Source organism: Burkholderia sp. Bmkn7, assembly GCF_041103175.1.
Lineage (GTDB): Bacteria > Pseudomonadota > Gammaproteobacteria > Burkholderiales > Burkholderiaceae > Burkholderia > Burkholderia cepacia.
This window is the reverse complement of record NZ_JBGCUH010000001.1, coordinates 1,241,243-1,265,845: the sequence shown is the minus strand read 5'-3', so window position 1 is coordinate 1,265,845 and position 24,603 is coordinate 1,241,243. Positions and strand designations below refer to the sequence as shown.

Here is a 24,603-nt window from a genome sequence, read left to right as displayed (position 1 = left end):
GGGCGCCGCAAGTTGCGGCGGGGATCTGGAGAAGTCTACGCGAAGTTGCCGGTCGCGGCGGACGCGATGCGGGTTTGCCCCGGCACGGCGGCCGCCGTTTCGTTGATGCAGCGCAAACCGGATCGCGGGCGGCTCGCGCCGGCTGTGCGTGGCCGCACGGGCTTCGGCTGCGCGGCAGGTGTTACCCGGTCAACCCGTCACCCCGTCATGCGGCGGCGTGACCACGTGACCGCGTGACCGAGCGGCGGTCACGAGCGTGCATCGCGCCACAGCACCGCGTCGGTGCGGTACAGCGCCGGGAAGTACTGCTTCAACCCGGCGATCTTCGGCATGTCGTTGTACGCGATGTACGGCGCGTCCGGGTGCAGCTCGAGGTAGTTCTGGTGGTAGGCCTCGGCCGGGTAGAACCCCTTGTAGTCCTCGACACGCGTGACGACCGGCGCCGGAAACACGTGCGCGGTGCCGAGCTGCGCGATGTACGCGCTCGCGACCGCGCGTTGCTGCGCGGTGGTCGGGAAGATCGCCGACCGGTATTGCGACCCTTCGTCGGGGCCCTGCCGGTTGAGCTCGGTCGGATCGTGCGCGACCGAGAAGAACACCTGCAGAAGCCGGCCGTACGTGATCTGGGTCGGGTCGTAGACGATGCGAACCGATTCCGCATGCCCGGTCAGCCCCGAGCCGACGAGCGCATAGTGCGCGGTTTCGGACGCACCGCCCGCATAGCCGGCCGTGACCTGCTTCACGCCCTTCACGTGCTCGAATACGCCTTGCACGCCCCAGAAGCAGCCGCCGGCGAGCACGGCCGTCTCGTCGTGCGATGCGCCGGGCGTTTCGTCGAGCGTGGGCGCGGGGACGGTGCGCATCGGCTCGGCGGAGTTGACGATGCGCTGGTAGCCGAACACGGCGAGCGCCGCGACGGCGATGGCGCCGATGCGGCGCAGCATCGCCGTGCGCCGTTGCGGCGCGGAACCGCGGGGGGAGATGGTGTTCACGGTGTGCTCCTTCGGAAGGCGGAATGGAAAGCGTGGCCCGGACGCGGCGCCGGTGCGCCGCCCCGGCCGGGATCAGCCGAACGTGAACGCATAGGCATTCACGCCGGGATCGAGAAACTCGATCGAGAACGTGCGATCGGCGATCGCGCCGGGTTGCCGGACCAACTGGTACAGGCGTTGCCCGGTCACGGTGCCGTAGCCTTGCGCATCGACGTCGCTGCCGTGCGCGGCGCCGGGGGCCGCGCCGTCAAGCGTCACGCGAAAGCGCACCGGCTTGCCGTCCTCGCCGGGGCCGAGCACCAGGTGCAAGTCGCGCGCATGGAAGCGGTAGACGATGCGGCCGGCGGGTGCCGCGAGCGTCGCGCGTTCGGCGCCGACCCGCCACATGCCGGCGAGGCCCCAGTCGTTCAGATCGGGACGGGCCGGCTCGGCATAGTGATACGCCGCATCCCGCACCACGCCGCCGGGCGACACGAAATCCTCGGCGCGTGCGTAGCCGACGTAGGTCTCGGGCGAGCGGACGTCCGCGCTGTCGGCCGCCGCGAGCGCGCCCTTCGCGGGCGCGCCGGCGAGCCCGAGCGGCACGTTCAGCGCTTCCGGATGGCCTGCCTCGGCGAGCAGCGACTGGATCGCGCGCTCCGACTCCGCGTACTCGCCTTCGCCGAAGTGGTGCCGGCGCACGCGACCCTGCGCGTCGACGAAGTAGTGCGCGGGCCAGTATTCGTTGTTGAATGCGCGCCAGATCGCGAAGTGGTTGTCGATCGCGACCGGGAAGTCGATGCCGAGGTCGTGCACGGCCTTCTTCACGTTGCCGATGTCGCGTTCGAACGCGAATTCGGGTGCGTGCACACCGATCACGACGAGCCCGTACGGCGCGTACTTGCGCGCCCACGCGGTCGTGTAAGGCAGCGTGCGCAGGCAGTTGATGCACGAATACGTCCAGAAATCGACCAGCACCACCTTGCCGCGCAGGCCGGCCGCCGTCAGCGGCGGCGAGTTCAGCCACTGCACCGCGCCGTCGAGCGACGGCAGTGTGCCTTCGACGGGCAGCGCGGCCGGCGCATGCGTCGCGTCCACCACGCGCATCATCGCGCCGCCGGCCTGTGCGGCATCGGCCGTCGCGGCCATCATCGCGCCGCCGGCACCGTTCGCGACACCGTTGGCCGAGCCGTCCGCCGCGTGTTCTGCCACGTTTTCCGCCGAACCGCCGGCCGGTGCCATTGCCGCCGGCGTGCCGTTGGCACGCCCGCCGAGCCGGTCGACGAGCTTCGTTTCGAGCCCACCCGTCGTGACGGTCGACAGTTGTGCGAGCGCGCCCGTATCGAGGCCGAGCGCGATCGCGCCGACGCCGGCCAGCAGCGCCGCGCCGATTCCGCGCTTGATCCATTCGCCGGCGCCGAGCGAGCGCTTCATCGCGGCGAACACCTTGCCGCCGATCACCAGCGCGACGCCGAGCGACGTCGCCGCGCCGGCCGCATACGCGACCAGCAGCAGCGTCGTGCCGACGCTGGCGCCGCGCAGCGCGGCGCCGGTCAGCACGAGCCCGAGGATCGGGCCCGCGCACGGCGCCCACAGCAGGCCGGTCGCGACGCCGAGCAGCAGCGACGACGCGGGGCCGGCCGGGCGGCCGTCGCGTTGCGCGAAGCCGGTGAGGCGGTTGCCGGCGGCGACGAGCGGTCGCGTCAGGTGCTCCGCGAGACGCGGCATCAGCAGCGTCAGGCCGAACACCGCGAGCAGCACGATGGCGACCCAGCGGCCGGCCTGGTTGGCTTGCGCGACCCAGCCGCCGCCGACGGCCGCGAGCGTCGCGACGACGGCGAACGTGAGGGCCATGCCGGCCAGCAGCGGCAGGCCGGTGCGCACGAACGGCTGGTCGGCGCGCGCGAACACGAACGGCAGCACGGGCAGGATGCACGGGCTCAGGATCGTGAGCACGCCGCCGAGATAGGCAAGGACGATGAGCAGCATGGTGCGTTCTCCAGTCGATCGGGCGTGGGGCCGGATCAGGCGGTGGCGGGGTGGAAGGCGAGGGCGAGGCCGTTCATGCAGTAGCGCAGGCCGGTCGGCGGCGGGCCGTCGTCGAACACGTGGCCGAGATGGCCGCCGCAGCGGCGGCAGTGCACTTCGGTGCGGATCATCCCGAACGACGCGTCGGTGTGGGTGGCGACCGCGTGGTCGAGCGGCTTCCAGAAGCTCGGCCAGCCTGTATGGCTGTCGAACTTGGCGGCCGACGAGAACAGCGCGAGGTCGCAGCCGGCGCACGCGAACGTGCCGTGCCGGTGCTCGTCGTTCAGCGGGCTGGTGTACGGGCGCTCGGTGCCGGCTTCGCGCAGGACCGTGTACTGGGCGGGCGTGAGCCGGCGATGCCATTCGGCGTCGCTGAGGGTGACTTCGAAAGGCGCGGCCGTCTGCGGGGTGGCCGGCGGCGCGGCGAACGCGCGGCCGACCAGCGCGCGGCGGCCGACGGACGACAGGGTCGCGAGCGCGGCGAGGCCGGTGGCGCCGGCGAACAGCAGATGTCTGCGGGTGGGCATGATGGGCTCCTGGCAGCAGGTCCTGAAAACATGCGCCCATCGTAGTCAGCGGTCGGTGTCGAAGTCCTCACGGAAAGTTAAATGAATCGTGAAGTCTGGGGTGTTGGGTTGGGGGGGCTGGAATCTGTCGAAGCCCCGGCTGGCAAGGGCCTTCGAGCGGGGGAGCAGCCAATGTTTACCGGGCGTCTGTTCGCGCCGCGATTTTTAGTGTCTTTTTAGTGTTCGTCGAGAGGTGCGGCGAATCCGGAGTTTGGCTTGCCGGTCGAATCGGACAGGGACACGAGCGTTGTTTGACTGCGGTCATGCATCACGCCGAGCGTGTGATGCGCGTTGATAGACGGCTGAGTTTGCAAGCCAGCGCGACCGACGTGTGGTGCGCGTGTGGACGCGGAAGTTTGACAGTTTTTTTCGTAGAAACTTCAGGGGGCGAGCTAGGACGTGCGCGGTTGTGCAGTGAAAGACGGGCGCGATGCGCTCCGCCGAAGTGGTCCATTTCGAGGCAGGATCCGGCGGAATGAAGGGGAACATAGTAAGGGCCAGGTTCTCCTTCATTTCGGGACTTAGGCGGAGCCTCCGCGTGCGAGGCATCGTGTCCGAAGGGCATTGAGCGCCCCCGCCGTGGCGATCGAAAAACGCTGCCGCCACCGTCTCGGCGCCCCTGTAATTCTGGCGCGGACGACGACGTGTCGGTGGGCGGGTTCATTGGGCATTGCGTCGCACGCGGGCCTGGAGGTTCTTCGATCTGGGCGGGGCGACTGGAGGGGCGGCTTTGTCTCTGGCGGTGCCGAAGCTCAATTGCGCGCGCACATTTGGCGCGGTGACAGGCGAGGGCCTCGGCGGGCCGGTGGCTGAATTCTCTCCGCCCTGCGGAGAGAATTGAGCTGGACCCATCTGAGGATGTTGATGTACGTCGACGACCCGCTCAAGCGCGACTTCTACATCGAACTCTGTCGCCTGGAGCGCTGGTCGTCGCGGCAGTTGCAGGAGCGGATGAACTCCCGTTATGCGGCCGGCCTGCGCACCAACCGGCTGGTCGGCACGACGGTCGGTGGCATCTGTCGCCACGGTCGCGATCTACCGCGTGCCGGTCCATTTCACACCGGCTTCGCAGCCGGGTCCATTGTCTGAATCGAGTGCGCCGCGGTTCACGCGGTACACGATCCAGAGTCGCGGGCTCAGCGCCGCCTGCAGCCGGCTCGTCGTCACGCCCTTCAGGCGATTCTTGACCGGCTGACAAAAGCGATCCCTGGACAGCCCCCGAGCGCTTTCGAATTCGTGCCGAACCCGAGCGAGTCCAGCGCGTACTGGCCATGACCGTCGGCGCTCTCGAGCAGGTTTGTCGCGGTGCGCGGCACGGGCGCCGACTTGCTGCATATCCCCCTCCATTTTTGGTCAAATCCCGAATTGTGGTAAATGCAAAATACTGCGTTGTCTTTTCAGTAGGGCGTATCCCCACGAAATCCGGAAATTTTCGGGAATTTCCCGTTCTTCTTCTGACGAGGAAGGGTGCGGTTGTGTTTGACAAATCCCGTAATTAGGGATTACAGTAAAAACACCTTAGCCAAACCCGTCGAGCAGCCGCATGAACATCCCACAGTTGGGCAGCGATACCGAAGCAAGAAGCGGGGCGAGCGTCGTGCTCACCACGGCGCGCGACGCCGGTGTCGACGTCTGTTTTGCCAATCCAGGCACGACCGAGATGCCGTTCGTCGGTGCGCTCGACACCGTGGCGGGCTTGCGCTCGATCCTTGGGCTGTTCGAGGGCGTGTGCACGGGCGCCGCGGACGGCTATGGCCGCATGACCGGCAAGCCCGCGATGACGCTGCTGCATCTCGGCCCCGGCCACGCGAACGGCATTGCGAACCTGCACAATGCGCGCCGCGCCCGCACGCCGATCCTGAACATCGTCGGCGATCACACGCGCGAGCATCTGAAGTACGACGCACCGCTGACGTCGGACATCGAATCGCTCGCCCGTCCGGTGTCGGTGTGGTATCGCAGCGTGGCGCGCGACGCCGATCTCGCGACGGATACGGCCGACGCGATTTCCGCCGCGATGGGCACGCGGCGTGGCGTCGCGACGCTCGTGCTTCCAGTCGATCTCCAATCGGCCCGGGTGCGCAGTGCGGCGTGGCCCGCCATCGTGCGCCCGGCTGCGGTGACGTTCGATGCCGCTCGGGTCGAACAGGTGGCCGACCTGCTGCTCAGCGGTCATCGCGCTGTCCTGCTGATGGGCGCCCGCGCGCTGTCGGCGCGTGGGCAGCGTGCGGCGGCGCGCATCGCGGCGGCCACCGGTGCGACCTGCTTCAGCGAGACTTTTCCTGCGCGGGCGGAGCGCGGCGGCGGTCTGCCGGACATCGACCGCCTGCCTTATTTCCCCGAACCGGCGCTCGCCGCGCTGGCCGGTCGGCGCGTGGTGCTCGCCGGCGCGCTCGCGCCCGTCACTTACTTCGGCTACGAGGGCATTCCGGGCGAACTCGCGCGGCCCGAGGACATCGTGACGCTGGCAACACCAGGCGATGCGGCGGACGACGCGCTGGAGGCGCTGGCCGATCGCATCGGCGCGGCAACGAACGACGATGGGGTGCCTATCGAACGCTGGCGCGTGGAGGACGGGCCGCTGACGCCGCAGACCGTCGGCCGCGTGCTGGCGAATGCGCTGCCCGACGACGCGATCGTGTCGATCGAGGGCGGCACGTGCGGTTATCCGTTCGTGACCGCGTCGGCGCGCGCGCGCCGTCACACGATCCTCACGAACACGGGCGGCGCGATCGGCCAGGGCTTGCCGGTGGCGCTCGGCGCCGCCGTCGCGTGCCCTGAGCGCCGCGTGTTCGCGCTGCAGTCCGACGGCAGCGCGCAGTACACGATCCAGTCATTGTGGACGATGGCGCGCGAGCGTCTGCCGATCGTCATGCTGATCGCCTCGAACCGGCGCTACGGCATCCTGCAGACCGAGCTCGCACGCGGCGGCCTGCCGGCCGACACGCCGCACGCGAGCCGCCTGACCCTGCTCGACGATCCGCCGATCGACTGGCTCGCGCTGTCGCGCGGCTACGGCGTACCGGCCGAGCGCGCGAATACCGTGCAGGCGCTGTCCCAGGCGCTCGACGTCGCGCTCGCGCACTCCGACGGGCCGCGGCTCATCGAAATGTGCCTGCCCTGATCGCGCTACCCGCTGACTTCTTCAATCCCGACTCTGATCTTTCATCGTTATGGACCTGCAACTCCACGGAAAAGCCGCATTCATCACCGGCGGCAGCATGGGCATCGGCAAGGCGGTCGCGCTCGAACTGGCCCGCGAAGGCGTCAACGTCGCCATTGCCGCGCGACGCCTCGAACACCTCGAGGCCGCCGCCGCCGAGATTCGCGCGACGCTCGCGCCGCTGGGCGACGCGGCCGGCGCGATCCTGCCCGTCACGCTCGACACGACCGACATGGCGTCCATCGAAGCAGCGATGGCGGCGAGCGTCGAACGTTTCGGCCGGCTCGACATCCTGCTGAACGGCGCTGCGCATCCGGGCGGCCTCGTGCGCGCGGAGCTGGAGCACGCGGATCCGCAGGGGCTGCTCCAGGACATCGACATCAAGGTCGTCGGCTACCTGCGTTGCGCGAAGGCGGCCGCGCCCTACATGCGGCGCCATGGTTTCGGCCGGATCGTCAATATCGGCGGGCTCACCGGCCGCGGCAGCAAGCAGTTGTCCGGCATGCGCAACGTCGCGATCGTGCACCTGACCAAGACGCTGTCCGACCAGCTCGGCCCGTTCGGCATCACGGTCAACACGATTCACCCGGGCGTCGTCGAGACGCCGCACATTCACGAGCTCTACGAGAAGGAAGCGCAGAAGCAGGGGCTGACGGCCGCGGAGGTCGAGGCCAACTACGTGAAGGTCACGCCGATCCGGCGCGTGCTGCAGCCGGAAGAAATGGGATGGATCGTGGCGTTTCTCGCGTCACCGAAGTCCGGCTCGATCACCGGCGAGTCGATCGGCTGCGACGGTGGGCTCACGCGCGGCATTTTTCTCTGACACAAGGAGCATCGCATGACCGCAACCGTACTGGTCGCCACCGCGGGACAAGGCATCCTGCGCTCGAACGACGACGGCAAGACCTGGCATCGCCTCGGGCTGGACGAGCCCATCGAGTTCGACGGCATCGTGCGCGCGCTCGCGGTGGATCCCGCTACGCCGTCGCGCGTGTATGCCGGCGCCGATTCGGGGCTGTGCATCAGCGAGGATGGCGGCGCGCACTGGTTTCGCCCCGAGAACCTGCTGAACGGGCAGGCAGTCTGGTCCATCGCGATCGATCCGGCGAATCCGGCCGTGCTGTATGCGGGCACCGGCGCGCCGTCGCGTGCCGCGCTTTACAAGTCGAGCGACGCGGGGCTGACCTGGGCGCGAACGGCTCCCGAGTTTCCGGAGTTCTGTTCAGGCGTCAATCGTCCGCGGCTGCTGACGATCTGCGTGGACCCGGAAGACAGCCGCAACGTGTGGTACGGCGTGGAGGAAGGCGGCGCATGGCGCAGCCGCGACGCCGGTGCGACCTGGACGCGCGTGGACGGCCCCGGCACGGCGATCCGCAACAGCGACATTCATGCGATCGCCGTGCTGCCTGCCGGGCCGCACCAGCCGAAGACGACGGTGTTGCTGACGGTGAACGCGGTGCACGTGAGCGACGACGACGGCCTGACCTGGGACGGCAAGCTGTCGCGCGACCGCTTCGACGGGCTGTACTACACGCGCACGGTCGTCCCGCTGGCGGCACCCGGCGGCGACCTGCTGATGGCGATCGGCGACGGCACGCCGGGCACGCGCAGCCGTATCTACCGCTCGCCCGATCGCGGCCGTGCATGGCACGAGACGGATCTGCACACGCCGCCGAATTCGACGTTCTGGGCATTCGGCGTCCATGCGGCGCGGCCCGGGCTCGTCTATGCGGGGACCAAGTACGGGCACCTGTTCCGTTCGCACGACGGCGGCCGGAGCTGGACCAAGGAATGGCGCGAATTCAGCGAGATCACGGCCGTGGCGTGGACGCCGTTCGAAGCGCCGCTCGTCGCCCACGCGCAGTCGACGCATTGAGCGGAGCGAGCGATGACCCAGCCTGACCTCCTGCAACGGGCGGCGCACGCGAACGAAAGCGGGCTGCCGCTGCCGGTACCGCGTGTGCAGCGCACGCACCTGTCGCTGTTCGTGCGCGATCCGGTGCGCTCGAGCATCTGGTATGCCGACGTGCTCGGCATGACGGAAACCGCTCGCGGCGAGCAGTGGGTGTTCATGTCGTTCGGCCAGAAACACCATGACATCGCGCTGATTCGCGCGGCGTCCGATGCGGAACTCGGCACGATCGGCCTGCAGCACTACGGCCTCGAAATCGCGGGCGGCCTGACCGAGCTGCGCCGGCTGTACGGGATGCTGATCCGTCGCGACGTGCCGATCGTGAAGATCACCGATCACAAGGTCGGAATCGGCGTGTATTTTTCGGACCCGGACGGCAACCGGCTCGAATTCTTTTGCGAAACCGTCACGGACGACGAGGAAGGCAAGCGCGTGCTGCACCGGTACAACGCGCCCAGCGATCCCTTTCAGCTCGAGCCGCTGTTCGACTGACGTGCCCGCCATCCATTCCGACACCATCGATACTTTATAGAGGATTACTGATGAGCAAGATCGCCAATTTCGAGGGCTTTCATATCCGCAAGTGGTATACGCAGATCGAGGATTCGCTCGCGAACGAGACCGGCCAGCTCGCGGACGGCGAGCCGCTGCGCAAGATCGTGATCGCCGCGGCCGTGCACAACCCGTATGCGGGGCGGTACAGCGAAAATCTTGACGATCTCGTACGCCCGTCGCCGGCGCTCGGGCAGGAATTCGCGCGACGCATCGAGTCGCTCGCGGCGGGCCGCGCGATCGAGAGCTACGGCAAGGCGTGCCTGGTCGGCTCGGCCGGCGAATACGAACACGGCAACGCGTTCCTCACGTCGATCTTCGCGGAGCCGATCCGTGCGGCATTGGGCGGCGGCAAATCGTGGGTGCCGTCGAGCGGCAAGCGCGGCCCGATCAACACGGTGATCGACGTGCCGCTCGCGCACAAGGATGCGCTCTACGTGCGCTCGCACTACGACACGGTGACGTGCCTGTTTCCCGACGCGCCCAACGACGACGAAGTGCTGGTGATCTTCGCGTTCGCGACGCGCGGCCGCCTGCATGCGCGGCTCGGCGGGCTGAAGGCGAGCGAGATCGTCGGCCGCGACGGCCTGGTGTGAAAGCAGGGGCTGCCGGAGAGCGAATGATGAATACGGTGTCCGTCAAGGATGGATGGGTCGAGAGCGACGGGTTGCGGCTGCACTACGTGAGCTGGGGTCGCGACGATGCGCCGGCCGTGGTGATGCTGCACGGCTTGCGCAGCTACGCGCGGACGTGGGAGCCCGTTGCCGACGCGCTGGCCGACCGCTACCGGGTCGTCGCGCTCGATCAGCGCGGGCGCGGGCTGAGCGACTGGGATCCGCGGCGGGACTATTACGCGGCGGCCTACGTTCGCGATCTCGATGCGCTGGTACGCGCGCTCGACCTGCGACGATTCGTGCTGGCCGGGCATTCGATGGGCGGCGCCAATGCGTTCGTCTACGCGGCATCGAATCCGGACCGGCTTGCCGGTCTCGTGATCGAGGACATGGGCCCGGGCGCGTCGGCCGGCTCGCAAGGTTCCGAGCGCATCAAGCGCGAGCTGAAGGAAACGCCGGACGCGTTCGCGTCGTGGGACGACGCGCGCGCATTCTGGCGGCATCAGCGGCCGAACATCGCGGAATCCGCGCTCGATTCGCGCGTCGCGCACTCGCTGAAGGAGGACGCACACGGACGGATCGTGTGGCGGCACGACGCCGCCGGGATCGCGGCGGCCCGGCTGGCCGCGACGCCGGAGCAGCTCGTCCATCTGTGGCCGCTGGTTCTCAACCTGCAGGTGCCGACGCTGCTGTTGCGCGGCGGCGATTCGGATTTCCTGGCCGCGGAAGTGGCGGCCGAAATGGCGGCCAGCGCCGGCATCGACTGGCTCGATATTCCGGGCGCGACGCACTACGTGCATGACGATCAGCCCGCCGCGTTCAACCACGCATTGCGCACCTGGCTCGATCGTCTCGACGATCCGGCATGGCGGACGGGAGCCGACGCATGAAGGCGAACAATCCGGAGCGGACATCGGTCGCGATCGTCGGCGCCGGGCCGAACGGCGTGGCGATGGCGAATCTGCTCGGCCTCTACGGCATCGCGACGGTGATCGTCGAGAAGGCGGCGGACGTCGTCGAATTTCCGCGCGCGGTCGGCATCGACGACGAAGCGTTGCGGATGTTTCAGACAGCGGGGCTCGCCGACGAACTGAGCCGCGACATCATCCAGAACGTGCCGCTGCGCATGTTCAAGGCGAACGGTGAATGCTTTGCCGATATCCGCCCGTCGATCCGCGAATTCGGCTGGTGGCGGCGCAACATCTTCATGCAGCAACTGGCCGAACGAACGCTGCGTGCCGGGCTGGCCCGCTATCCGCACGTGTCGCTGCGAACCAGCGAGGAAGTGGTGGATGTGGAACAGGACGATGGAGGCGTCACGTTGCAGGTGCGCCGCGCGGACGGCCGGCAGTATGCGCTCCAGGCCGACTACGTGGTCGCGGCCGACGGCGGACGCAGCCCGATGCGCGAGCTGCTCGGCGTCACGCTCGCCGGCACGACGCATCCGATCAAGTGGGTCGTGGTCGATGTGAAGAACGCCGGCCTCGACCAGCCTTGCACGGCCCTGAACTGCGACCCGCGCCGCCCGAACGTCTGCATCTATCTGCCGTTCGATTTCCGGCGCTGGGAGTTTCTCGTGTTCCCGCACGAGGACGAAGCGGCGATCGCCCAGCCCGACTCGATTCGAGCGCTGATCGCGCCGTACGTCGACGACATCGATCGCGTCGAGATCGTGCGCGCGCGAACCTACACGCACCATTCGCGCGTGGCCGAGCGTTTCGTTGTCGGTCGCGTGGCGTTCGTCGGCGATGCCGCGCACCTGAGTCCGCCGTGGATCGGCCAGGGCCTGAACGCGGGCCTGCGCGACGTGGGCAACCTCGCGTGGAAGCTGGCGGGCATCGTCCGTGGCGCATTGCATCCCGGCGTGATCTCGACGTACGAATCCGAGCGGCGCGATCACGCGAAGGCGATGATCGACCTCGCGGACACCTTCGGCGCGATGCTGATGCCGACCAACCGGCTCGTCGCGTTTGTGCGCGATCGCGTTCTCGGGCTGGTCCGCTTCGCGCCGGGACTGAAGGACTACATCCTGCAGATGCGGTTCAAGCCGATGCCGAGCTACACGCGCGGCATCGTGCTGCCCGGCGGATCGGATGCGGTCGGCAGGATGATCGTGCAGCCCGACGTCGAAACGGCCGATGGCGTGCGCCGCAAACTCGATGACGTGCTGGGGCCGTGGTTCTCGATCGTCGGCTGGCAGTGCGATCCGCAAGCGTGCCTGAGCGACGACGATCGCGCGTACTGGACGTCGCTCGGCGCGGTGTTCGTGCAGGTGAGCCGTTCGCGCAGCGGGTCGAGTCGCGCCCGGCGCGTGACCAGCGTGCACGGCAGCGCCTGCGTCGAGGACGTCGACAACGCGCTGGCGGCGTGGTTCGACCGGCATGCCGGCCCGCTCGTGGTCGTGCGCCCCGATCGCTACGTGGCGGCGCAGACGGACGCCGTGGGGATGGCCCGCGCGACCGCGGCCTTTCAGGCGTTCGCGCCACGACAACGGGAGGAAGTGCATGTTTGTTGAACAACGCACCTATACGCTGGTGCCGGGCGGCGTCGCCGAATATCTGCGGCTGTATGCGGAATGCGGACGCGCCGCGCAGGAGCGGGTGCTCGGCACGATGATCGGCTGTTTCGCGACGGAAGTCGGGCCGCTGAACCAGCTCGTCTATCTGTGGGCATTCGATTCGCTCGACACGCGTGCGCGGCGGCGTGCCGCGCTGATGGCCGATCCCGAGTTCGGGATCTTTCGCGGCAAGGTCCGGCATCTGCTCGTCAGGCAGGAAAACCAGATTCTCCGGCAGGAAATCGGCGGCTTGCTGCATGCGCCGCAACAGGCGGCGTGAAGCGGCCGTCGCGCCGTCCGCGCCAACCGCGCACTTTCAATCGAGGGTTCCGTCTTGATTCCGTTTACGCCGCTGACTTCGCGCATGGTGCCTGATGCGTGCGTCGATTACCCGCCGCTTCGTCTGTATGTCGACGGACGGTTCCTGCCGGCCGACGGCCGGCGCACGCAGCCCGTCTTCGATCCGGGCAACGGCCGCGTGCTCGGCGACCTGCCGCATGCGACGCGGGCCGATATCGACGCCGCCGTGCATGCCGCGCATCGCGCGTTCGCGGCATGGCGCCGCGAGTCGCCGCTCGTGCGCTCGGACATCCTGCGGCGCGCCGCCTCGCTCGCGCGCGAGCGCGCCGAGTCAATCGGCCGCCACATCACGATGGACCAGGGCAAGCCGCTTCGCGAGGCGGTCGCGGAGGTCATGTCGTCCGCGGAACAGCTCGAATGGCACGCGGAGGAGGGGCGTCGCACCTACGGCCGCGTCGTGCCGGCGCGTTCGCCGGATGTGATGCAGACGGTGTTGCGGGAGCCGATCGGCGTGTGCGCGGCGTTTTCGCCGTGGAATTTCCCGTTCAGCCAGGCGATGCACAAGATCGCGGCCGCGCTTGCGTCGGGGTGCACGCTGGTGCTGAAAGGGCCCGAGGAATCGCCGAGCGCGCTCGTCGCGCTCGCGCACCTCTTCCACGATGCGGGGTTGCCGCCGGGCTGCCTGAACATCGTGTGGGGTGTGCCGGGCGACGTGTCGACGCAACTGATCGAGGCGCCGCAGGTGCGCAAGATCTCGTTCACCGGTTCGGTGCCGGTCGGCAAGCGGCTGGCGGCGCTCGCCGCGGCGCACATGAAGCGCATGACGATGGAGCTGGGCGGACACGCGCCGGTGATCGTCTGCGCGGATGCCGAGATCGAGCGCGCCGCGGCGATGCTGGCCGCGTACAAGTTTCGCAATGCCGGGCAGGTGTGCGTGTCGCCGACGCGGTTCTTCGTGCAACGCGCGGTGTTCGATCGCTTCGTTGCCGCGTATCTGGAAGCGGTGGGCAAGATCCGCGTCGGCTACGGACTGGAGGAGGGTGTCACGATGGGGCCGCTCGCGCATGCGCGGCGCGTGTCGGAGATCGACGCGTTCGTCGCCGACGCGAAGGCGAACGGCGCGGCGATCGTCGCGGGCGGCACGCGTTTGCCGGGGGCCGGCCATTACTTCGCGCCGACGGTCGTCGTGGCACCGCCGCGCGAGGCGCGCCTGATGAATGACGAGCCGTTCGGCCCGATCGTCGGGATCGTGCCGTTCGATGCACTCGACGATGCGCTCGCCGAAGCCAATCGTTTGCCGTTCGGCCTGGCGTCGTATGCATTCACGACATCGGCACGCAACGCGCACCGGATTGGCCGCGCGCTTGAGGCCGGCATGGTCAACATCAATCACTTCGGCATGGGGCCGGCGGAGATCCCGTTCGGCGGCGTGAAGGACAGCGGCTTCGGCAGCGAGGGAGGCACCGAGACCTTCGACGGTTATCTGGTCACCAAATTCATCACGCAACTGAACTGACGGTGCGCGCGCCGGCGCCCGCGCGCGGCGTCGCGCCAGCCTTCAGGTGGCTTCGCCGATCTGCGCGGTGGCGTCGATCAGCAGCTTGCCGAGCACGTGCTCGTCGAACAGCGCGAAGTGCTCGGCGCGAAAGACCAGCGACAGGCTGCTGTTGATCTCGCCGCTGCTGGCGGTGCGGATCGGGGCGGCGATGCCGACGAAACCGGCATCGAGTTCGCCGCGCGAGATCCAGTAGCCGGTCTCGACGATCTGCTGGCAGTGCCGCCAGAACTGTGTCCAGTCGGCCGCGAACTCGCCGAACGCGGCGTTGCGCCGTTCGTGCAGCCGTTTCAGGCGCGCGCGCGACATCGCTGCCACGATCACTTTCGACGATGCGCCCTGGAACAGCGGCATGATGCGGCCGCGGCCGAAACCGAGCTGCAGGTTTTCGGCACCGGTTTCGTGCATGACGTTGATGATCTGTTCGTCGAACAGCGTCGACACGAGCGCATCGCCGCCGGTGACCTGGACCAGTTTCTGGATGACGGGCTTCGCGGCGGTGAGCGTCGGGTCCGACTGCCGCATGTTGTAGTCGAGATGGATGATGCGCGGGCCCAGCGTATAGCGGCCGTTGGTGCCGACGAGCAGGCCGACGGAAGCCAGTTCCTTCACGTAGCGATAACACGTGGTGCGTGAAAAGCCCATGTGTTCGGCGATTTCCTCGGCGGTCATCGACGTCGCGGACGAAGAGAAGACGTCGAGGATGGACAGCATTTTGGTGAGGCTCGACATGACGTGATCCGGAAATCAGGCGGCTTGCGGCAATGGAACGGGAGGATCGGAAACGGCTCGCGCTGCGCCGCGGTCGCGGGTGACGCGACACATCGGCGACGGCAGGGCCGTAGTCTAACTTAAGTCGTGGCGGCGGCAACCGGACCCGCATCAAGGAAGGCGCGTGACACATGCCGCTGATCGTCCTGTAATCGCGTCGCATCGAATCAATATGGAATCCTATGTTGACGATGCAGATAACGCAACCCGACACGGCCTGCGTGCGATCCGGCTCGCGGACGCGATGCATGAATATTCGATGAGGAGAAGAAGATGGGAACGTGGTTGAAGATGGTGGCGCTGTGCGGCTGCGGTGCGGTTTCGCCGGTGTTCGCGCAGTCGAGCGTGACGCTCTACGGTTCGCTCGACACCGGCATCACCTACACGAGCGACGTCGCTTCCGCGCCGCGCGGCGGCCGCCAGCTCGCGCTCCAGGCGGGCGTGTCGCGCAACGACGTGTGGGGCCTGACGGGCAGGGAAGACCTCGGCGGCGGCAACTTCGCGGTATTCCGGCTCGAAAGCCAGTTCCAGACATCGGACGGCACGTTGACCGTGCCGGGCTCCGCGTTCAGTTCGCAAGCGTACGTCGGGCTCGGCGGCGACTGGGGCACCGTGACGCTCGGGCGGCAGTTCGATTTCGTCGGCGATCTCATGCCGTCGTTCGCGATCGGCGCGAACACGCCGGCCGGGCTGCTCGCGTGGGGCTTGCCGGCGAACGCGTCGGCGGGCGGCGCGCTCGACAACCGCGTGTGGGGTGTGCAGGTGAACAACGCGGTGAAGTACGTGAGTCCGACGTTCGGCGGTGTCGCGTTCGGCGGCATGTGGGGGTTCGGCAACGTGCCCGGCACGGTCGCGCGCAGCAGCGTGCAAAGCGCGATGCTGTCCTACACGCAAGGCGCGTTCAGCGCAGCGTTCGCCTATTTCGGCCAGCACGACGTGGCTGCCGGCGGCAATCTGCGCAACTTCTCGGGCGGGGCCGGCTACAACGTCGGGCCGTTCCGCGTCTTCGGCATGGTGTCGGACGTACGGATCAGCGCTGCCGCGCCGTTGCGCGCCACTACCTACGACGCCGGGTTGACCTATTCGGTCACGCCCTCGTTGCAGCTCGGCGGCGGTTTCCAGTACCAGCAGCGCGGCGGGGACATCGGCTCGGCCAACCAGATCACGCTGAGCGCCGACTATTCGCTGTCGAAGCGCACGGGGCTGTACGCGGTGGTCGCGCGCGGGCACGACAGTGCTTACGGCGCCCAGGTCGAGGCCGCGCTTGGCGCAGCGGCGGCAGGCGCGTCGCAGACCGCGGTGCGCGTCGGGGTGCGGCATCAGTTCTGACCGCACGGGAAAGCACGGGTTGCCGCGTGCGGCAACCCGGCCCGCGGGTCGCCGCGCTCAGAACCGATGCATCATCCCGATCCGCAGCGCCAGCTGGTTGCGGCCCGACGACTGCCCGGCCGTGCCGAGCACGTGCGCATGGTCGAAGTCGGTACCGGTGTTGCCGGTTGCATGCTGGTATGCAGCCTGGAGGTAGGTCGAGGTCCGCTTGCTGAGGTCGTAGTCGAGCATCATCGACAGCTGGTGCCAGCTCGGCGATGCGTCGCCGGCCGTCGTGGCGACATGCGCATGCGTGAATGCATAGGCGGCACCGAGCCAGAAGTCAGGCCGGAAGAAATACTGGCCGTTGACCTCGAAGTTGTCGAATTTCCACGCGTTCTGCGTGCCTGCCGCAGGCGGGTTCGCGAAATAGAGATTCGATTCGGGGTTGGTCACGTCGACGTGCGAATACGCGGCGGAGAGCGTGAACTTGTCGCTGAACTTGTATGACGCGCCGGCATCGATGTTCTGCTGCGAGCGGCCGCTGAATACCGTGTCGTCGCTCGACAGCGCACCGCCCGCGGTCGCGCCGCCGTTGTTTGCCTTCAGGTAGGCGACGGCGGCGGAGAACGCGCCCATCTGGTACTGCACGGCCGCGCTGTAGACGCGGTTTCGCGCGAAGCCGCCCGCCTGGTTCGAGAGGCCGTAGAGCACTTCGCCCTTGAAGCCGGCATACGCGGGCGACACGTATTTGACGCTGTTCTGGATGCGGTAGTCCCAGTCGGCGTTGTCGTTGTCGTACGGGTGCGCGCCGAAGTCGCCGAGCCAGTTTCCGGTGGCCGTGAACGGGCTCCACATGTCGAGCGTGGGGTCGTACTGGCGGCCGAGCGTAAGCGTGCCGAACCGGTCGGAATCGAGTCCGACATAAGCCTGCCTGCCGAACATCCGGGACGTCACGCCGAGCGCGCCCGTACTCGCGTTGAAGCCGTTTTCGAGCTGGAACAGCGCCCTCAGGCCGCCGCCGAGGTCTTCGGTACCTTTCAACCCCCAGTTGCTGCCGACGGTATCGCCGCTGATCATCTGGTAAGCCGTGCTGCCGCCCGCGTTGCTCGTGAAATTGATGCCTTCGTCGATCAGGCCGTACAGCGTCACGGTGCTTTGCGCGTGGGCCGGCAGGCCGAAACCCATGGCGCTCGCGGCCGATACGGCCGCCATCATCTTCTTCATCGTCGATCTCCAGGTGTGGGCGGCCCACGCGTGGCGACACGGTTTCCGACGGCGTGCGTCAGCACCGGACGCGTGCGGCGGGTCCGTTTATCGTTAGTTAAACGAAATATGTATCGGGAAGAGAATCGGTCCGCCGCGATCGAGCGGACCGAATACGGCGCCTCGCCGGGCGCGAGGTTCCGCGTAGCGGAGCTACAGCATCCGCCGCAGCACGTCGTTTTCCGGGTTGCGGTCGAAGAAGCGGTGCTTCAGCGCGCCGAGCACATGCAGCACGATGAGCGCGAGCAACGTGTAGGCGAGCGTCCGGTGCAGCCACTGAAACGCCTCGAACCAGTGGTCGTTCTTCGGCAGCAGCTCGGGTACGCGGAAAAAGAAGAACGGCACGCCGTCGCTCTGCGTGAAAGTGCTGGACATCGAATAACCCATCAGCGGCACGACGATCGCCAGCGCGTACAGCAGGTAGTGGCCGATCTTGGCGAGCTTGCGGTCGAGCGTCGGCAGGGTGGCAGGCAGCGGCGGCAACGGCTTCATCGACCGAATCGCCAGTTGCGTGACGACCACCAGCAGCGTGAGCACGCCGAACTCCTTATGCGTCGGGTAGTACCAGTCGAACTTGGCCGGCAGGTTGTCGTCGAGCCGGACCATCGTCCAGCCGGTCCAGAGCTGCGCGCCGATCAGGATCGCCCTGACCCAGTGCAACAGCCGAAGCGCGAGCGGGTATTTCTCCACGGTGAATGCAATGGCCTGGTGTTCCATTTGATTTGTCTTCCTTTGAAGCGACACTGCGACAGGCGGGATGCCGATCGTCAACGTCTCGCGCCGATCTTCGTCGAACCGAGGCCGGATGGCGATGCGCACGAACCTTCGACGAGAGGCCCGTGCGCCAGGCTATTTCGCGCGCTCAGGCGATCGCCAGCGAATCCGCGCAGCATTCCTGCAGTGCTTCGCGCAGCGTCACCGCGATGAAGTCGGCTTCGTCCTGCCGCAGCGTCAACGGCGGCGACATCACGACCTTGTTCGCGATCGCCCGTACCAGGACGCCGCGCCTGCGCGCGGCATCGGCCACGCGGGCGGCGAACCCCTGTCCCGGATCGAGCGGCGTGCGGCTGGCCTTGTCGGTCACCAGATCGAGCGCCAGCATCAGTCCCTTGCCGCGGACGTCGCCGACCGTCTCGAAGTCGGCCTTCAGCGGCAGCAATTGCTCGAGCAGGCGCTGGCCGACCCGCGCCGCATTACCGGGCAGATCCTCGGCCTCGACGATGTCGAGCACGGCAAGCGACGCCGCGCAAGCGAGCGGATGCCCGCTGTACGTATAGCCGTGCATGACCACGTGCGAGAAGCCCGCACCATGTTCGATCGCGTCGGCGATCCGGCCGTTGTACAGTGTCGCGCCGAGCGGCACGTAGCCGGCGGAAATGCCCTTGGCGACGCACAGGATGTCGGCGGCGACGCCCCAGCCGCGGCTGCCGAGCAGGCTGCCGGTGCGGCCGAAGCCGGTGACCACCTCGTCGGCGATCAGCAGGATGCCGTTGCGGTCGCATACGGCCCGCACGCGCGGCCAGTAATCGGCCGGCGGGACGATCAGGCCGCCGGCACCCTGCACCGGTTCGGCGACGAACGCGGCAATGGTCTGCGGGCCGTGAAACGCGATCGTTTCCTCGAGCTGCCGGATGCAGTGCTCGACGAGCTGTTGCGGATCGTCGCAGTTCCACGGATTGCGGTAGAGCCACGGCGTGTCGAGCAGCACGCAGCCGGGCAGCAGCGGGCCGTGATTGTAATGGTAGACGCCGTTGCCGCCGATCGAGGTGCCGCCCATGTGTACGCCGTGATAGCCGTTGCGCAGCGACAGGAATTTCGTGCGCGACGGCTCGCCTGCGGCGACCCAGTACTGACGCGCCATCTTGAGCGCGGTCTCGATCGCGTCGGACCCGCCGCTGCCGAACATCACCCGTTGCATGTCCTCCTGCGCGAACATAGCGCACAGGCGGTCGGCCAGGTCGTAGACGCGCGGATGGGCGACGCCGTCGAAGGTCTGGTAGTAAGACAGCTCGTCCATCTGCCGCGCGATCGCGCTTTTCACCTCCGGCCGGTTGTGGCCGACGTTGACGTTCCACAGTCCGCCGACGCCGTCGAGCATGCGGTGGCCGTCGACGTCGTACACGTAGTTGCCGTCGCCGCGTGCGATGACGACGGTGGGGGTCGTATGGCCGGCGGCGGCCGAGCTCATCGGATGCCAGAATCGTTTTTGACGCTTTTGATAGTCCATGGTGTCTCTCGTCTCTCTTACGAAGTGCTTGAACAGAGGGGGGCGACGTGGTGTGCGCCGCGGGTCACAGGGCTGCGGTGACGATCTTTTCCTCGAGGTATGCATCGAGCGCGGCCTTCGACAGGTCGCGCCCGATCCCGCTTTGCTTGGTGCCGCCCCACGGCAGGCGTGCGTCGATCGGGCTCCATGCATTGATTGCGACCGCGCCGACGTCGAGCCGCTCGGCGACGCGGTGCGCGGTGTCGACATCCTGTGTCCACACCGAAGCGGAGAGGCCGAACGGCGTGTCGTTGGCGATGCGAACGGCCTCGTCCTCGGTCTCGAACGGCATGACCATGCCGACCGGGCCGAACACTTCGTCGCGGGCGATTCGCATGCCCGGATGGACACCGCCCAGGATCGTCGGTCGCATGAAGCAGCCGCGCGGCGGCACCTGTTCGTCGCCGACGAGCATGACCGCCCCTTCGGCGAGCGCGCCGTCGACGAGCGCACGGACGCGCGCGAGGTGACGCGGGTTGATCAGCGCGCCCATCTGCACGCCGGGCTCCGACGGCGGACCGACACGGATGGCCCGGGCCGCCTCGGCAAGCCGCTCTTCGAGTGCGTGCGCGATCGAGCGGTGCGCGAGCACGCGCGAGCCGGCCGCGCACGTCTGGCCCTGGTTCGCGAACATGCCGGCCATCAGCGACGGAATCGCACGATCGAGATCGGCATCCGCGAACACGATCTGCGCGGCCTTGCCGCCGAGTTCGAGCGTGACGCGCTTGAAGGTCTTCGCTGCCGCGGTCGCGATCGCGCGGCCGACTTCGGTGCTGCCGGTGAAGCTGATCTTGTTCACGAGCGGATGCGCGACCAGCGCGGCGCCGACTTCCGCGCCCACGCCGTGAACGATGTTGACGACCCCGGCGGGCAGGCCGGCTTCGCAGACGAGTTCGCCGAGCCGGGCGACGGCCAGCGGCGTGTCCTCCGACGGTTTGATGACCACGGGGCAGCCGGCCGCGAGCGCCGGCGCGAGTTTCCACACGGCGATCATCAACGGCGCGTTCCACGGAATGATCAGACCGGCGACGCCCACCGGTGCACGCCGCGTGTAGCTGAGCGTCGGTCGGCCCATGAAGCCGTCGGTCGGAATCGTGCGGCCCTCGAGCTTGTCGGCCCAGCCGGCGAAATAGCGCAGCGTGTCGATGCACATCGGGAGGTCCATCATGCGCATCTCGGCAAGCGGGCGTCCCTGTTCGACGGCCAGCAATTCCGTCAGCGCATTGCCGTTGCGCTCGACCAGATCCGCGAGCCGAAGGAGCCAGCGGGCGCGGGCCGAGCCGCCGGCGCGGGCCCACGCGTCGTCGTGCAGCGCGGCGTGCGCGGCACGCACCGCGCGATCGACGTCCTCGGCGGTCGATGCGGGCACGGCGGCGACGTAGTCGCCGGTTGCCGGCGCCAGCTTTTCGAAAGTGCGGCCGGTCGCTGCATCGCAATGCCTGCCGCCGATCAGATTCTGAATTTTCATCATGGTGTCCATGTTTCACAGGGGCGAATCGTCGGGCTGAACGGGGCGGCGGCGAGGGCGGCTGCCACCGTGCTGCGGCGACGTCGCTTTCACTGTATGTCGATGAAATCGCGCGCCTTGTCCGCTATCGGCAATCGTTGCTGTGCGATCGGGATAGGGAATACCCGTGCCGGCGCGACGCATTGCGAGTCGCGTCGGCAGCGGGAAATGCCCGGGGAGGGCGTAACGGGACGACGGGGCGGCGCGGCACCGTCCGGGCAGCGGCTACTGGCCAGCGGCTACTGGGCGGCGCGCCCGAGTTCGCGGTACAGGTCGGGATCGCTGCGCTTCAGCCGCAGCGCGGCGCGGATGCCGAGCGCGCCGACGGCGACGAGGAAATACGGAAACATCGCGACGAAGGTCGAATCCGATCCGCTCAGCACGGACAGGTTGCGCACGACCAGCACGAGGCATGCACCGAGCGCGATCACGCTGACGAGCGGCGCGATCAGGCGGTGCACGACGCTGGCGTCCCTGCGATCGCGCGCGAAGAATGCGATTACCGAGGCCGCCACCAGGATCTGCACCGCGATGATGCCGATCGTGGCCAGCGCACTCATCCACGAGAACACGACCGCGAACGGATCGAGGCGGAACACCGCCGATCCGACGATGGCCGTGAGCGCGATCAGCGTCTGCACCTTGCCGGCGACATCCGGGCAACGATGCACGGGGCACGTATGACCGAGCTTGCGCCACAGTACGCGTTCGCGGCCCATCGCGTAGAAATAGCGCGTGATCGTGTTGTGGAACGACAGGATGGCCGCGAAGAGGCTCGTGACGAGCAGCACGTTCATCGCGTCCGTCGCGATGCCGCCGAGCAGCCGGCCGCTGACGGCAAACCACAGATTGGCCGGATCGCGGCCCGCCTGTGCGGCGATCTGCCCCTCGCCCCACGCCTCGACGATCGCCCACGACGACAGCGCGTAGAACGCCATGATGAGGATCACGGCCAGGTAGGTGGCCCGCGGAATCGTACGTTTCGGGTCGCGCGCCTCCTCGGAGAAGATCGCCGTCGCCTCGAAGCCCATGTACGAGCCGAGCACGAACACGAGCGCGGTGCCGAGCCCGGGTGCGAACACCAGCGCGGGGCTGAACGGTTTCGCGCTGAAGCCGCCGGTGCTCGCGCCGTGCACGACGATCGCGAGATCGAGCAGCATCACGATCGCGATCTCGCCGATCATCAGCATGCCGAGCAGCCGGCCGCTGAACTCGATGCGTCGCGCGCCGCAGACGTGGACCGCGACGACGCACGCGAGCGCGAACGCCCACCACGGCACGTCGACGCCGTAGTGCCGCTGGATGCTGTCGTTCAGGAAAAAGCCGAACATGCAGTAGATCGCGATCTGCACGGCGTTGTACGCGACGATCGCGACGAACGCGCCGCCCACGCCGGCGGGGCGTCCGAGCCCGTTCGCGATATACGCATAGAACGCGCCCGCATTGGAGATGTGCCGGCTCATCGCGGCATAGCCGATGCTGAAGATCAGGTACATGACGCCCGCCAGCACGAATACGCCGGGCACGCCGGGGCCGTTGCCGAGCGAGAATGCCGCGGGCGTCGCGCCGACCATCGCGGTGAGCGGCGCGGCCGCGGCGACGACGAAGAAAACGATGTGTGAAAGTCCGACGGCGTTCTTGCTGAGCCCCGCTTCGGACCGGGGTGACGATTCGTTCATGAGTAGTCCCGCTGGCCGGATCGTCCGTCAGGAATCGACACCGGCATGCCTGATCGATATTCCCGTGCCGCGCGCCGATCCTGACGAGCCGGCATGGGATGCCGACGGCCGACCACCGACGACGACACAGGTGTGCGCTTGGACGGCCGCTCGATGCGGTGAAGCGCACACAAGCAGGCCGACGACAAAAATTTACGGTGCCTAAATCACGTGCGTTGTCCGTTATCGGCAATCCGCATGCGCGGGGGCGGCAGGGGATTACCCGGATGCGCCGCCACCATGCGTCGTTCGCGGGCTCAGCTCAGGCGCGGCGTGTGTGACGGCAGCTCGTGGAAATGCTGCTGGTAGTACGCGGAGAAGCGCCCGAAGTGGCAAAAGCCGAATTGCGCCGCCGCGTCGCCGATCCGCATCGTCTCGGGCGTCGTCATCAGGAAGCGCCGCACGGCGTTCAGCCGGATCGAGCGGAGATAGGCGGTCGGCGTCGTGCCGACCACGTTCTGGAAACTGTATTGCAGCGTGCGGCGGCTGATTCTGAGGTGGTGACAGAGATCGATCACCGTCGGCACGTCGTCGCATTCGAGCGCGATTTCCTGGCTGCGGCGAACGATGTAGCTTTGCGTCGAGGCCGACGGCAGCGCGCCGGCATCGGCATCGTCGGACTGCACGAGGTCGAGCAGGATGCCGACGACACTGTGCGCGAGCACGCGTTCGTCGAATGCATCGCGTGCGGTGAGCGAACCGCTGTCGAGCGCCTGGCAAAGCACGCGCTCGAGCCCGTCCAGCGCATGGCCGTAGCGTGCTGGCGAGATCGGCAGCACCGGCTGCTTCAGGATGCGGGCAGGCAGGTTCGCGAGTTCGTCCAGTTCGCGATCGGCCGTGAGCGTGCGATCGATCGTGAAGGCGAGCACCTCGGTGTCGCACGGCAGATGCGCGACGAACTCCTCGCCGCCGCGCAGCGTCAGCAGGCTCGGGCGCTCGACGGTGCGCCCCTGGACCACGGGCGCGACCGCGCTGACGATCGGCAGCGCGAAGCAGAGCCGGTCGCGCGGCGCGAGGCCGTGCTGCATCACGCGCTGATTGATGCGTTCGCGAAAGACGTGGAAACGCTGGCCGGCGACCTGGCGCAGCGTGGTCGTTGCGGTGCCGGGACTGATCTGGTCGTAGTGCTGCGACCAGTTCACGATCGCCTGGGAATGGAGGAACACATCCGAGAAGCACAGTGTTTCAGCGTGCAGATTCATGGCGTGGCTGATGCATACCGTCTGAAATTCGATGCCGGCCGAGGCCGACGCAGGTTGCCCGGGCGCGGGCAGCACGCGCGATGCGCGCGGTTCGCCTGGATTCGCCCGGATGGACGGCTTCCGAAGATGCCGTGCCATGCGGCCGGTCCCGCCGACGATCATATCCAGAAAAAAACACCGGGTGACGCGATCGAAAACCCCGTTGACGCTCGTGGCCGTTTTTTTATAAATCTCATTATATGAGATTGAATTTATTTTATGATGGGGGTTTACGTGCGATATGGTGCGATACCTTGCAGTGTAGGCGAAATGACCGTGATATCCGCAGGATCTCGATGTTTTCTTAC

General features: G+C 67.7%; 21 protein-coding genes. 11 read left to right on the top strand and 10 right to left on the bottom strand.

What is annotated here, in order from left to right:
* Nucleotides 1-248: 248 nt before the first annotated feature.
* The 3 genes from msrA to msrB form a co-directional block, all read right to left on the bottom strand.
* Complete coding sequence (msrA, locus tag AB3K92_RS05655) at nucleotides 249-944, bottom strand: peptide-methionine (S)-S-oxide reductase MsrA (protein WP_051392132.1); 696 nt, start codon at nucleotides 942-944, stop codon at nucleotides 249-251.
* Between the two features lie 120 nt (nucleotides 945-1,064).
* Nucleotides 1,065-2,960 carry a cytochrome c biogenesis protein DipZ gene (locus tag AB3K92_RS05650; RefSeq protein ID WP_369464611.1) on the bottom strand — a complete coding sequence of 632 codons (1,896 nt, stop codon included), beginning with the start codon at nucleotides 2,958-2,960 and terminating at the stop codon, nucleotides 1,065-1,067.
* Between the two features lie 35 nt (nucleotides 2,961-2,995).
* A complete protein-coding gene (gene msrB, locus AB3K92_RS05645; protein WP_021156789.1) occupies nucleotides 2,996-3,526 on the bottom strand; it encodes a peptide-methionine (R)-S-oxide reductase MsrB in 531 nt (176 codons plus the stop codon).
* A gap of 852 nt (nucleotides 3,527-4,378) precedes the next feature.
* On the opposite strand from msrB, the gene AB3K92_RS05640 reads away from it, so the two are divergent.
* The 10 genes from AB3K92_RS05640 to AB3K92_RS05595 all read left to right on the top strand — a co-directional run bounded on the left by AB3K92_RS05640 (nucleotide 4,379) and on the right by AB3K92_RS05595 (nucleotide 14,179).
* Entirely contained in the window at nucleotides 4,379-4,654 is a 276-nt protein-coding gene (locus AB3K92_RS05640) for a DUF1016 N-terminal domain-containing protein (RefSeq protein WP_306415649.1), read from the top strand.
* Between the two features lie 454 nt (nucleotides 4,655-5,108).
* Complete coding sequence (locus AB3K92_RS05635) at nucleotides 5,109-6,689, top strand: acetolactate synthase large subunit (RefSeq protein ID WP_060089436.1); 1,581 nt, start codon at nucleotides 5,109-5,111, stop codon at nucleotides 6,687-6,689.
* A gap of 49 nt (nucleotides 6,690-6,738) precedes the next feature.
* Nucleotides 6,739-7,551, top strand: a complete 813-nt coding sequence (locus AB3K92_RS05630; RefSeq protein WP_021157760.1) for an SDR family NAD(P)-dependent oxidoreductase — start codon at nucleotides 6,739-6,741, stop codon at nucleotides 7,549-7,551.
* Nucleotides 7,552-7,566: 15 nt separating this feature from the next.
* Entirely contained in the window at nucleotides 7,567-8,604 is a 1,038-nt protein-coding gene (locus AB3K92_RS05625; protein ID WP_021157759.1) for a sialidase family protein, read from the top strand.
* Nucleotides 8,605-8,616: 12 nt separating this feature from the next.
* On the top strand, nucleotides 8,617-9,132 hold the full coding sequence (locus AB3K92_RS05620; RefSeq protein WP_021157758.1) for a VOC family protein: 516 nt from the start codon (nucleotides 8,617-8,619) through the stop codon (nucleotides 9,130-9,132).
* A gap of 50 nt (nucleotides 9,133-9,182) precedes the next feature.
* Entirely contained in the window at nucleotides 9,183-9,788 is a 606-nt protein-coding gene (locus tag AB3K92_RS05615) for an amino acid synthesis family protein (protein WP_021157757.1), read from the top strand.
* A 26-nt stretch (nucleotides 9,789-9,814) separates the two neighbouring features.
* On the top strand, nucleotides 9,815-10,696 hold the full coding sequence (locus AB3K92_RS05610; RefSeq protein ID WP_042973696.1) for an alpha/beta fold hydrolase: 882 nt from the start codon (nucleotides 9,815-9,817) through the stop codon (nucleotides 10,694-10,696).
* Nucleotides 10,693-12,321 carry a bifunctional 3-(3-hydroxy-phenyl)propionate/3-hydroxycinnamic acid hydroxylase gene (locus AB3K92_RS05605; RefSeq protein ID WP_021157755.1) on the top strand — a complete coding sequence of 543 codons (1,629 nt, stop codon included), beginning with the start codon at nucleotides 10,693-10,695 and terminating at the stop codon, nucleotides 12,319-12,321. The genes AB3K92_RS05610 and AB3K92_RS05605 overlap by 4 nt, the downstream gene beginning before the upstream one ends.
* Nucleotides 12,311-12,643, top strand: a complete 333-nt coding sequence (locus AB3K92_RS05600; RefSeq protein WP_021157754.1) for an NIPSNAP family protein — start codon at nucleotides 12,311-12,313, stop codon at nucleotides 12,641-12,643. The genes AB3K92_RS05605 and AB3K92_RS05600 overlap by 11 nt, the downstream gene beginning before the upstream one ends.
* Before the next feature lie 84 nt (nucleotides 12,644-12,727).
* The gene (locus AB3K92_RS05595; RefSeq protein ID WP_369464610.1) at nucleotides 12,728-14,179 is read left to right on the top strand and encodes an NAD-dependent succinate-semialdehyde dehydrogenase; all 1,452 of its coding nucleotides are present in this window, start codon (nucleotides 12,728-12,730) and stop codon (nucleotides 14,177-14,179) included.
* Nucleotides 14,180-14,221: 42 nt separating this feature from the next.
* Here AB3K92_RS05595 and AB3K92_RS05590 read toward each other — a convergent pair whose 3' ends face one another.
* Nucleotides 14,222-14,950: an IclR family transcriptional regulator gene (locus AB3K92_RS05590; protein WP_021157752.1), complete on the bottom strand. Its 729-nt coding sequence runs from the start codon at nucleotides 14,948-14,950 to the stop codon at nucleotides 14,222-14,224.
* A gap of 312 nt (nucleotides 14,951-15,262) precedes the next feature.
* Between AB3K92_RS05590 and AB3K92_RS05585 the strand changes: the two genes are divergently transcribed.
* Nucleotides 15,263-16,318 (top strand): porin, encoded by a 1,056-nt coding sequence (locus AB3K92_RS05585; RefSeq protein WP_021157750.1) that lies wholly within the window; start codon nucleotides 15,263-15,265, stop codon nucleotides 16,316-16,318.
* A gap of 57 nt (nucleotides 16,319-16,375) precedes the next feature.
* Here the strand turns inward: AB3K92_RS05585 and AB3K92_RS05580 are convergent, their stop codons facing one another.
* The 6 genes from AB3K92_RS05580 to AB3K92_RS05555 form a co-directional block, all read right to left on the bottom strand.
* The gene (locus AB3K92_RS05580; RefSeq protein WP_369464609.1) at nucleotides 16,376-17,524 is read right to left on the bottom strand and encodes a porin; all 1,149 of its coding nucleotides are present in this window, start codon (nucleotides 17,522-17,524) and stop codon (nucleotides 16,376-16,378) included.
* A 192-nt stretch (nucleotides 17,525-17,716) separates the two neighbouring features.
* Nucleotides 17,717-18,280: a cytochrome b gene (locus AB3K92_RS05575; RefSeq protein WP_048027888.1), complete on the bottom strand. Its 564-nt coding sequence runs from the start codon at nucleotides 18,278-18,280 to the stop codon at nucleotides 17,717-17,719.
* 145 nt (nucleotides 18,281-18,425) lie between these two features.
* Nucleotides 18,426-19,790: an aspartate aminotransferase family protein gene (locus AB3K92_RS05570; RefSeq protein WP_059495601.1), complete on the bottom strand. Its 1,365-nt coding sequence runs from the start codon at nucleotides 19,788-19,790 to the stop codon at nucleotides 18,426-18,428.
* Between the two features lie 64 nt (nucleotides 19,791-19,854).
* Nucleotides 19,855-21,300 (bottom strand): aldehyde dehydrogenase, encoded by a 1,446-nt coding sequence (locus tag AB3K92_RS05565; RefSeq protein ID WP_048027942.1) that lies wholly within the window; start codon nucleotides 21,298-21,300, stop codon nucleotides 19,855-19,857.
* A 275-nt stretch (nucleotides 21,301-21,575) separates the two neighbouring features.
* A complete protein-coding gene (locus AB3K92_RS05560; protein WP_021157743.1) occupies nucleotides 21,576-23,015 on the bottom strand; it encodes an APC family permease in 1,440 nt (479 codons plus the stop codon).
* A 296-nt stretch (nucleotides 23,016-23,311) separates the two neighbouring features.
* Nucleotides 23,312-24,256 (bottom strand): helix-turn-helix domain-containing protein, encoded by a 945-nt coding sequence (locus tag AB3K92_RS05555; protein ID WP_048027883.1) that lies wholly within the window; start codon nucleotides 24,254-24,256, stop codon nucleotides 23,312-23,314.
* Between the last annotated feature and the right edge of the window lie 347 nt (nucleotides 24,257-24,603).

Bases quoted from the DNA above. Each gene is read 5' to 3' on its own strand.
- AB3K92_RS05595 (WP_369464610.1), top strand. From the start codon at position 12,728: ATGGTGCCTGATGCGTGCGTCGATTACCCGCCGCTTCGTCTGTATGTC.
- AB3K92_RS05615 (WP_021157757.1), top strand. From the start codon at position 9,183: ATGAGCAAGATCGCCAATTTCGAGGGCTTTCATATCCGCAAGTGGTAT.
- AB3K92_RS05565 (WP_048027942.1), bottom strand. From the start codon at position 21,300: ATGATGAAAATTCAGAATCTGATCGGCGGCAGGCATTGCGATGCAGCG.
- msrA (WP_051392132.1), bottom strand. From the start codon at position 944: ATGCTGCGCCGCATCGGCGCCATCGCCGTCGCGGCGCTCGCCGTGTTC.
- AB3K92_RS05580 (WP_369464609.1), bottom strand. From the start codon at position 17,524: ATGAAGAAGATGATGGCGGCCGTATCGGCCGCGAGCGCCATGGGTTTC.
- AB3K92_RS05620 (WP_021157758.1), top strand. From the start codon at position 8,617: ATGACCCAGCCTGACCTCCTGCAACGGGCGGCGCACGCGAACGAAAGC.
- msrB (WP_021156789.1), bottom strand. From the start codon at position 3,526: ATGCCCACCCGCAGACATCTGCTGTTCGCCGGCGCCACCGGCCTCGCC.
- AB3K92_RS05635 (WP_060089436.1), top strand. From the start codon at position 5,109: ATGAACATCCCACAGTTGGGCAGCGATACCGAAGCAAGAAGCGGGGCG.
- AB3K92_RS05590 (WP_021157752.1), bottom strand. From the start codon at position 14,950: ATGTCGAGCCTCACCAAAATGCTGTCCATCCTCGACGTCTTCTCTTCG.
- AB3K92_RS05560 (WP_021157743.1), bottom strand. From the start codon at position 23,015: ATGAACGAATCGTCACCCCGGTCCGAAGCGGGGCTCAGCAAGAACGCC.
- AB3K92_RS05625 (WP_021157759.1), top strand. From the start codon at position 7,567: ATGACCGCAACCGTACTGGTCGCCACCGCGGGACAAGGCATCCTGCGC.
- AB3K92_RS05600 (WP_021157754.1), top strand. From the start codon at position 12,311: ATGTTTGTTGAACAACGCACCTATACGCTGGTGCCGGGCGGCGTCGCC.
- AB3K92_RS05570 (WP_059495601.1), bottom strand. From the start codon at position 19,790: ATGGACTATCAAAAGCGTCAAAAACGATTCTGGCATCCGATGAGCTCG.
- AB3K92_RS05630 (WP_021157760.1), top strand. From the start codon at position 6,739: ATGGACCTGCAACTCCACGGAAAAGCCGCATTCATCACCGGCGGCAGC.
- AB3K92_RS05575 (WP_048027888.1), bottom strand. From the start codon at position 18,280: ATGGAACACCAGGCCATTGCATTCACCGTGGAGAAATACCCGCTCGCG.
- AB3K92_RS05650 (WP_369464611.1), bottom strand. From the start codon at position 2,960: ATGCTGCTCATCGTCCTTGCCTATCTCGGCGGCGTGCTCACGATCCTG.
- AB3K92_RS05555 (WP_048027883.1), bottom strand. From the start codon at position 24,256: ATGAATCTGCACGCTGAAACACTGTGCTTCTCGGATGTGTTCCTCCAT.
- AB3K92_RS05585 (WP_021157750.1), top strand. From the start codon at position 15,263: ATGGGAACGTGGTTGAAGATGGTGGCGCTGTGCGGCTGCGGTGCGGTT.
- AB3K92_RS05605 (WP_021157755.1), top strand. From the start codon at position 10,693: ATGAAGGCGAACAATCCGGAGCGGACATCGGTCGCGATCGTCGGCGCC.
- AB3K92_RS05610 (WP_042973696.1), top strand. From the start codon at position 9,815: ATGAATACGGTGTCCGTCAAGGATGGATGGGTCGAGAGCGACGGGTTG.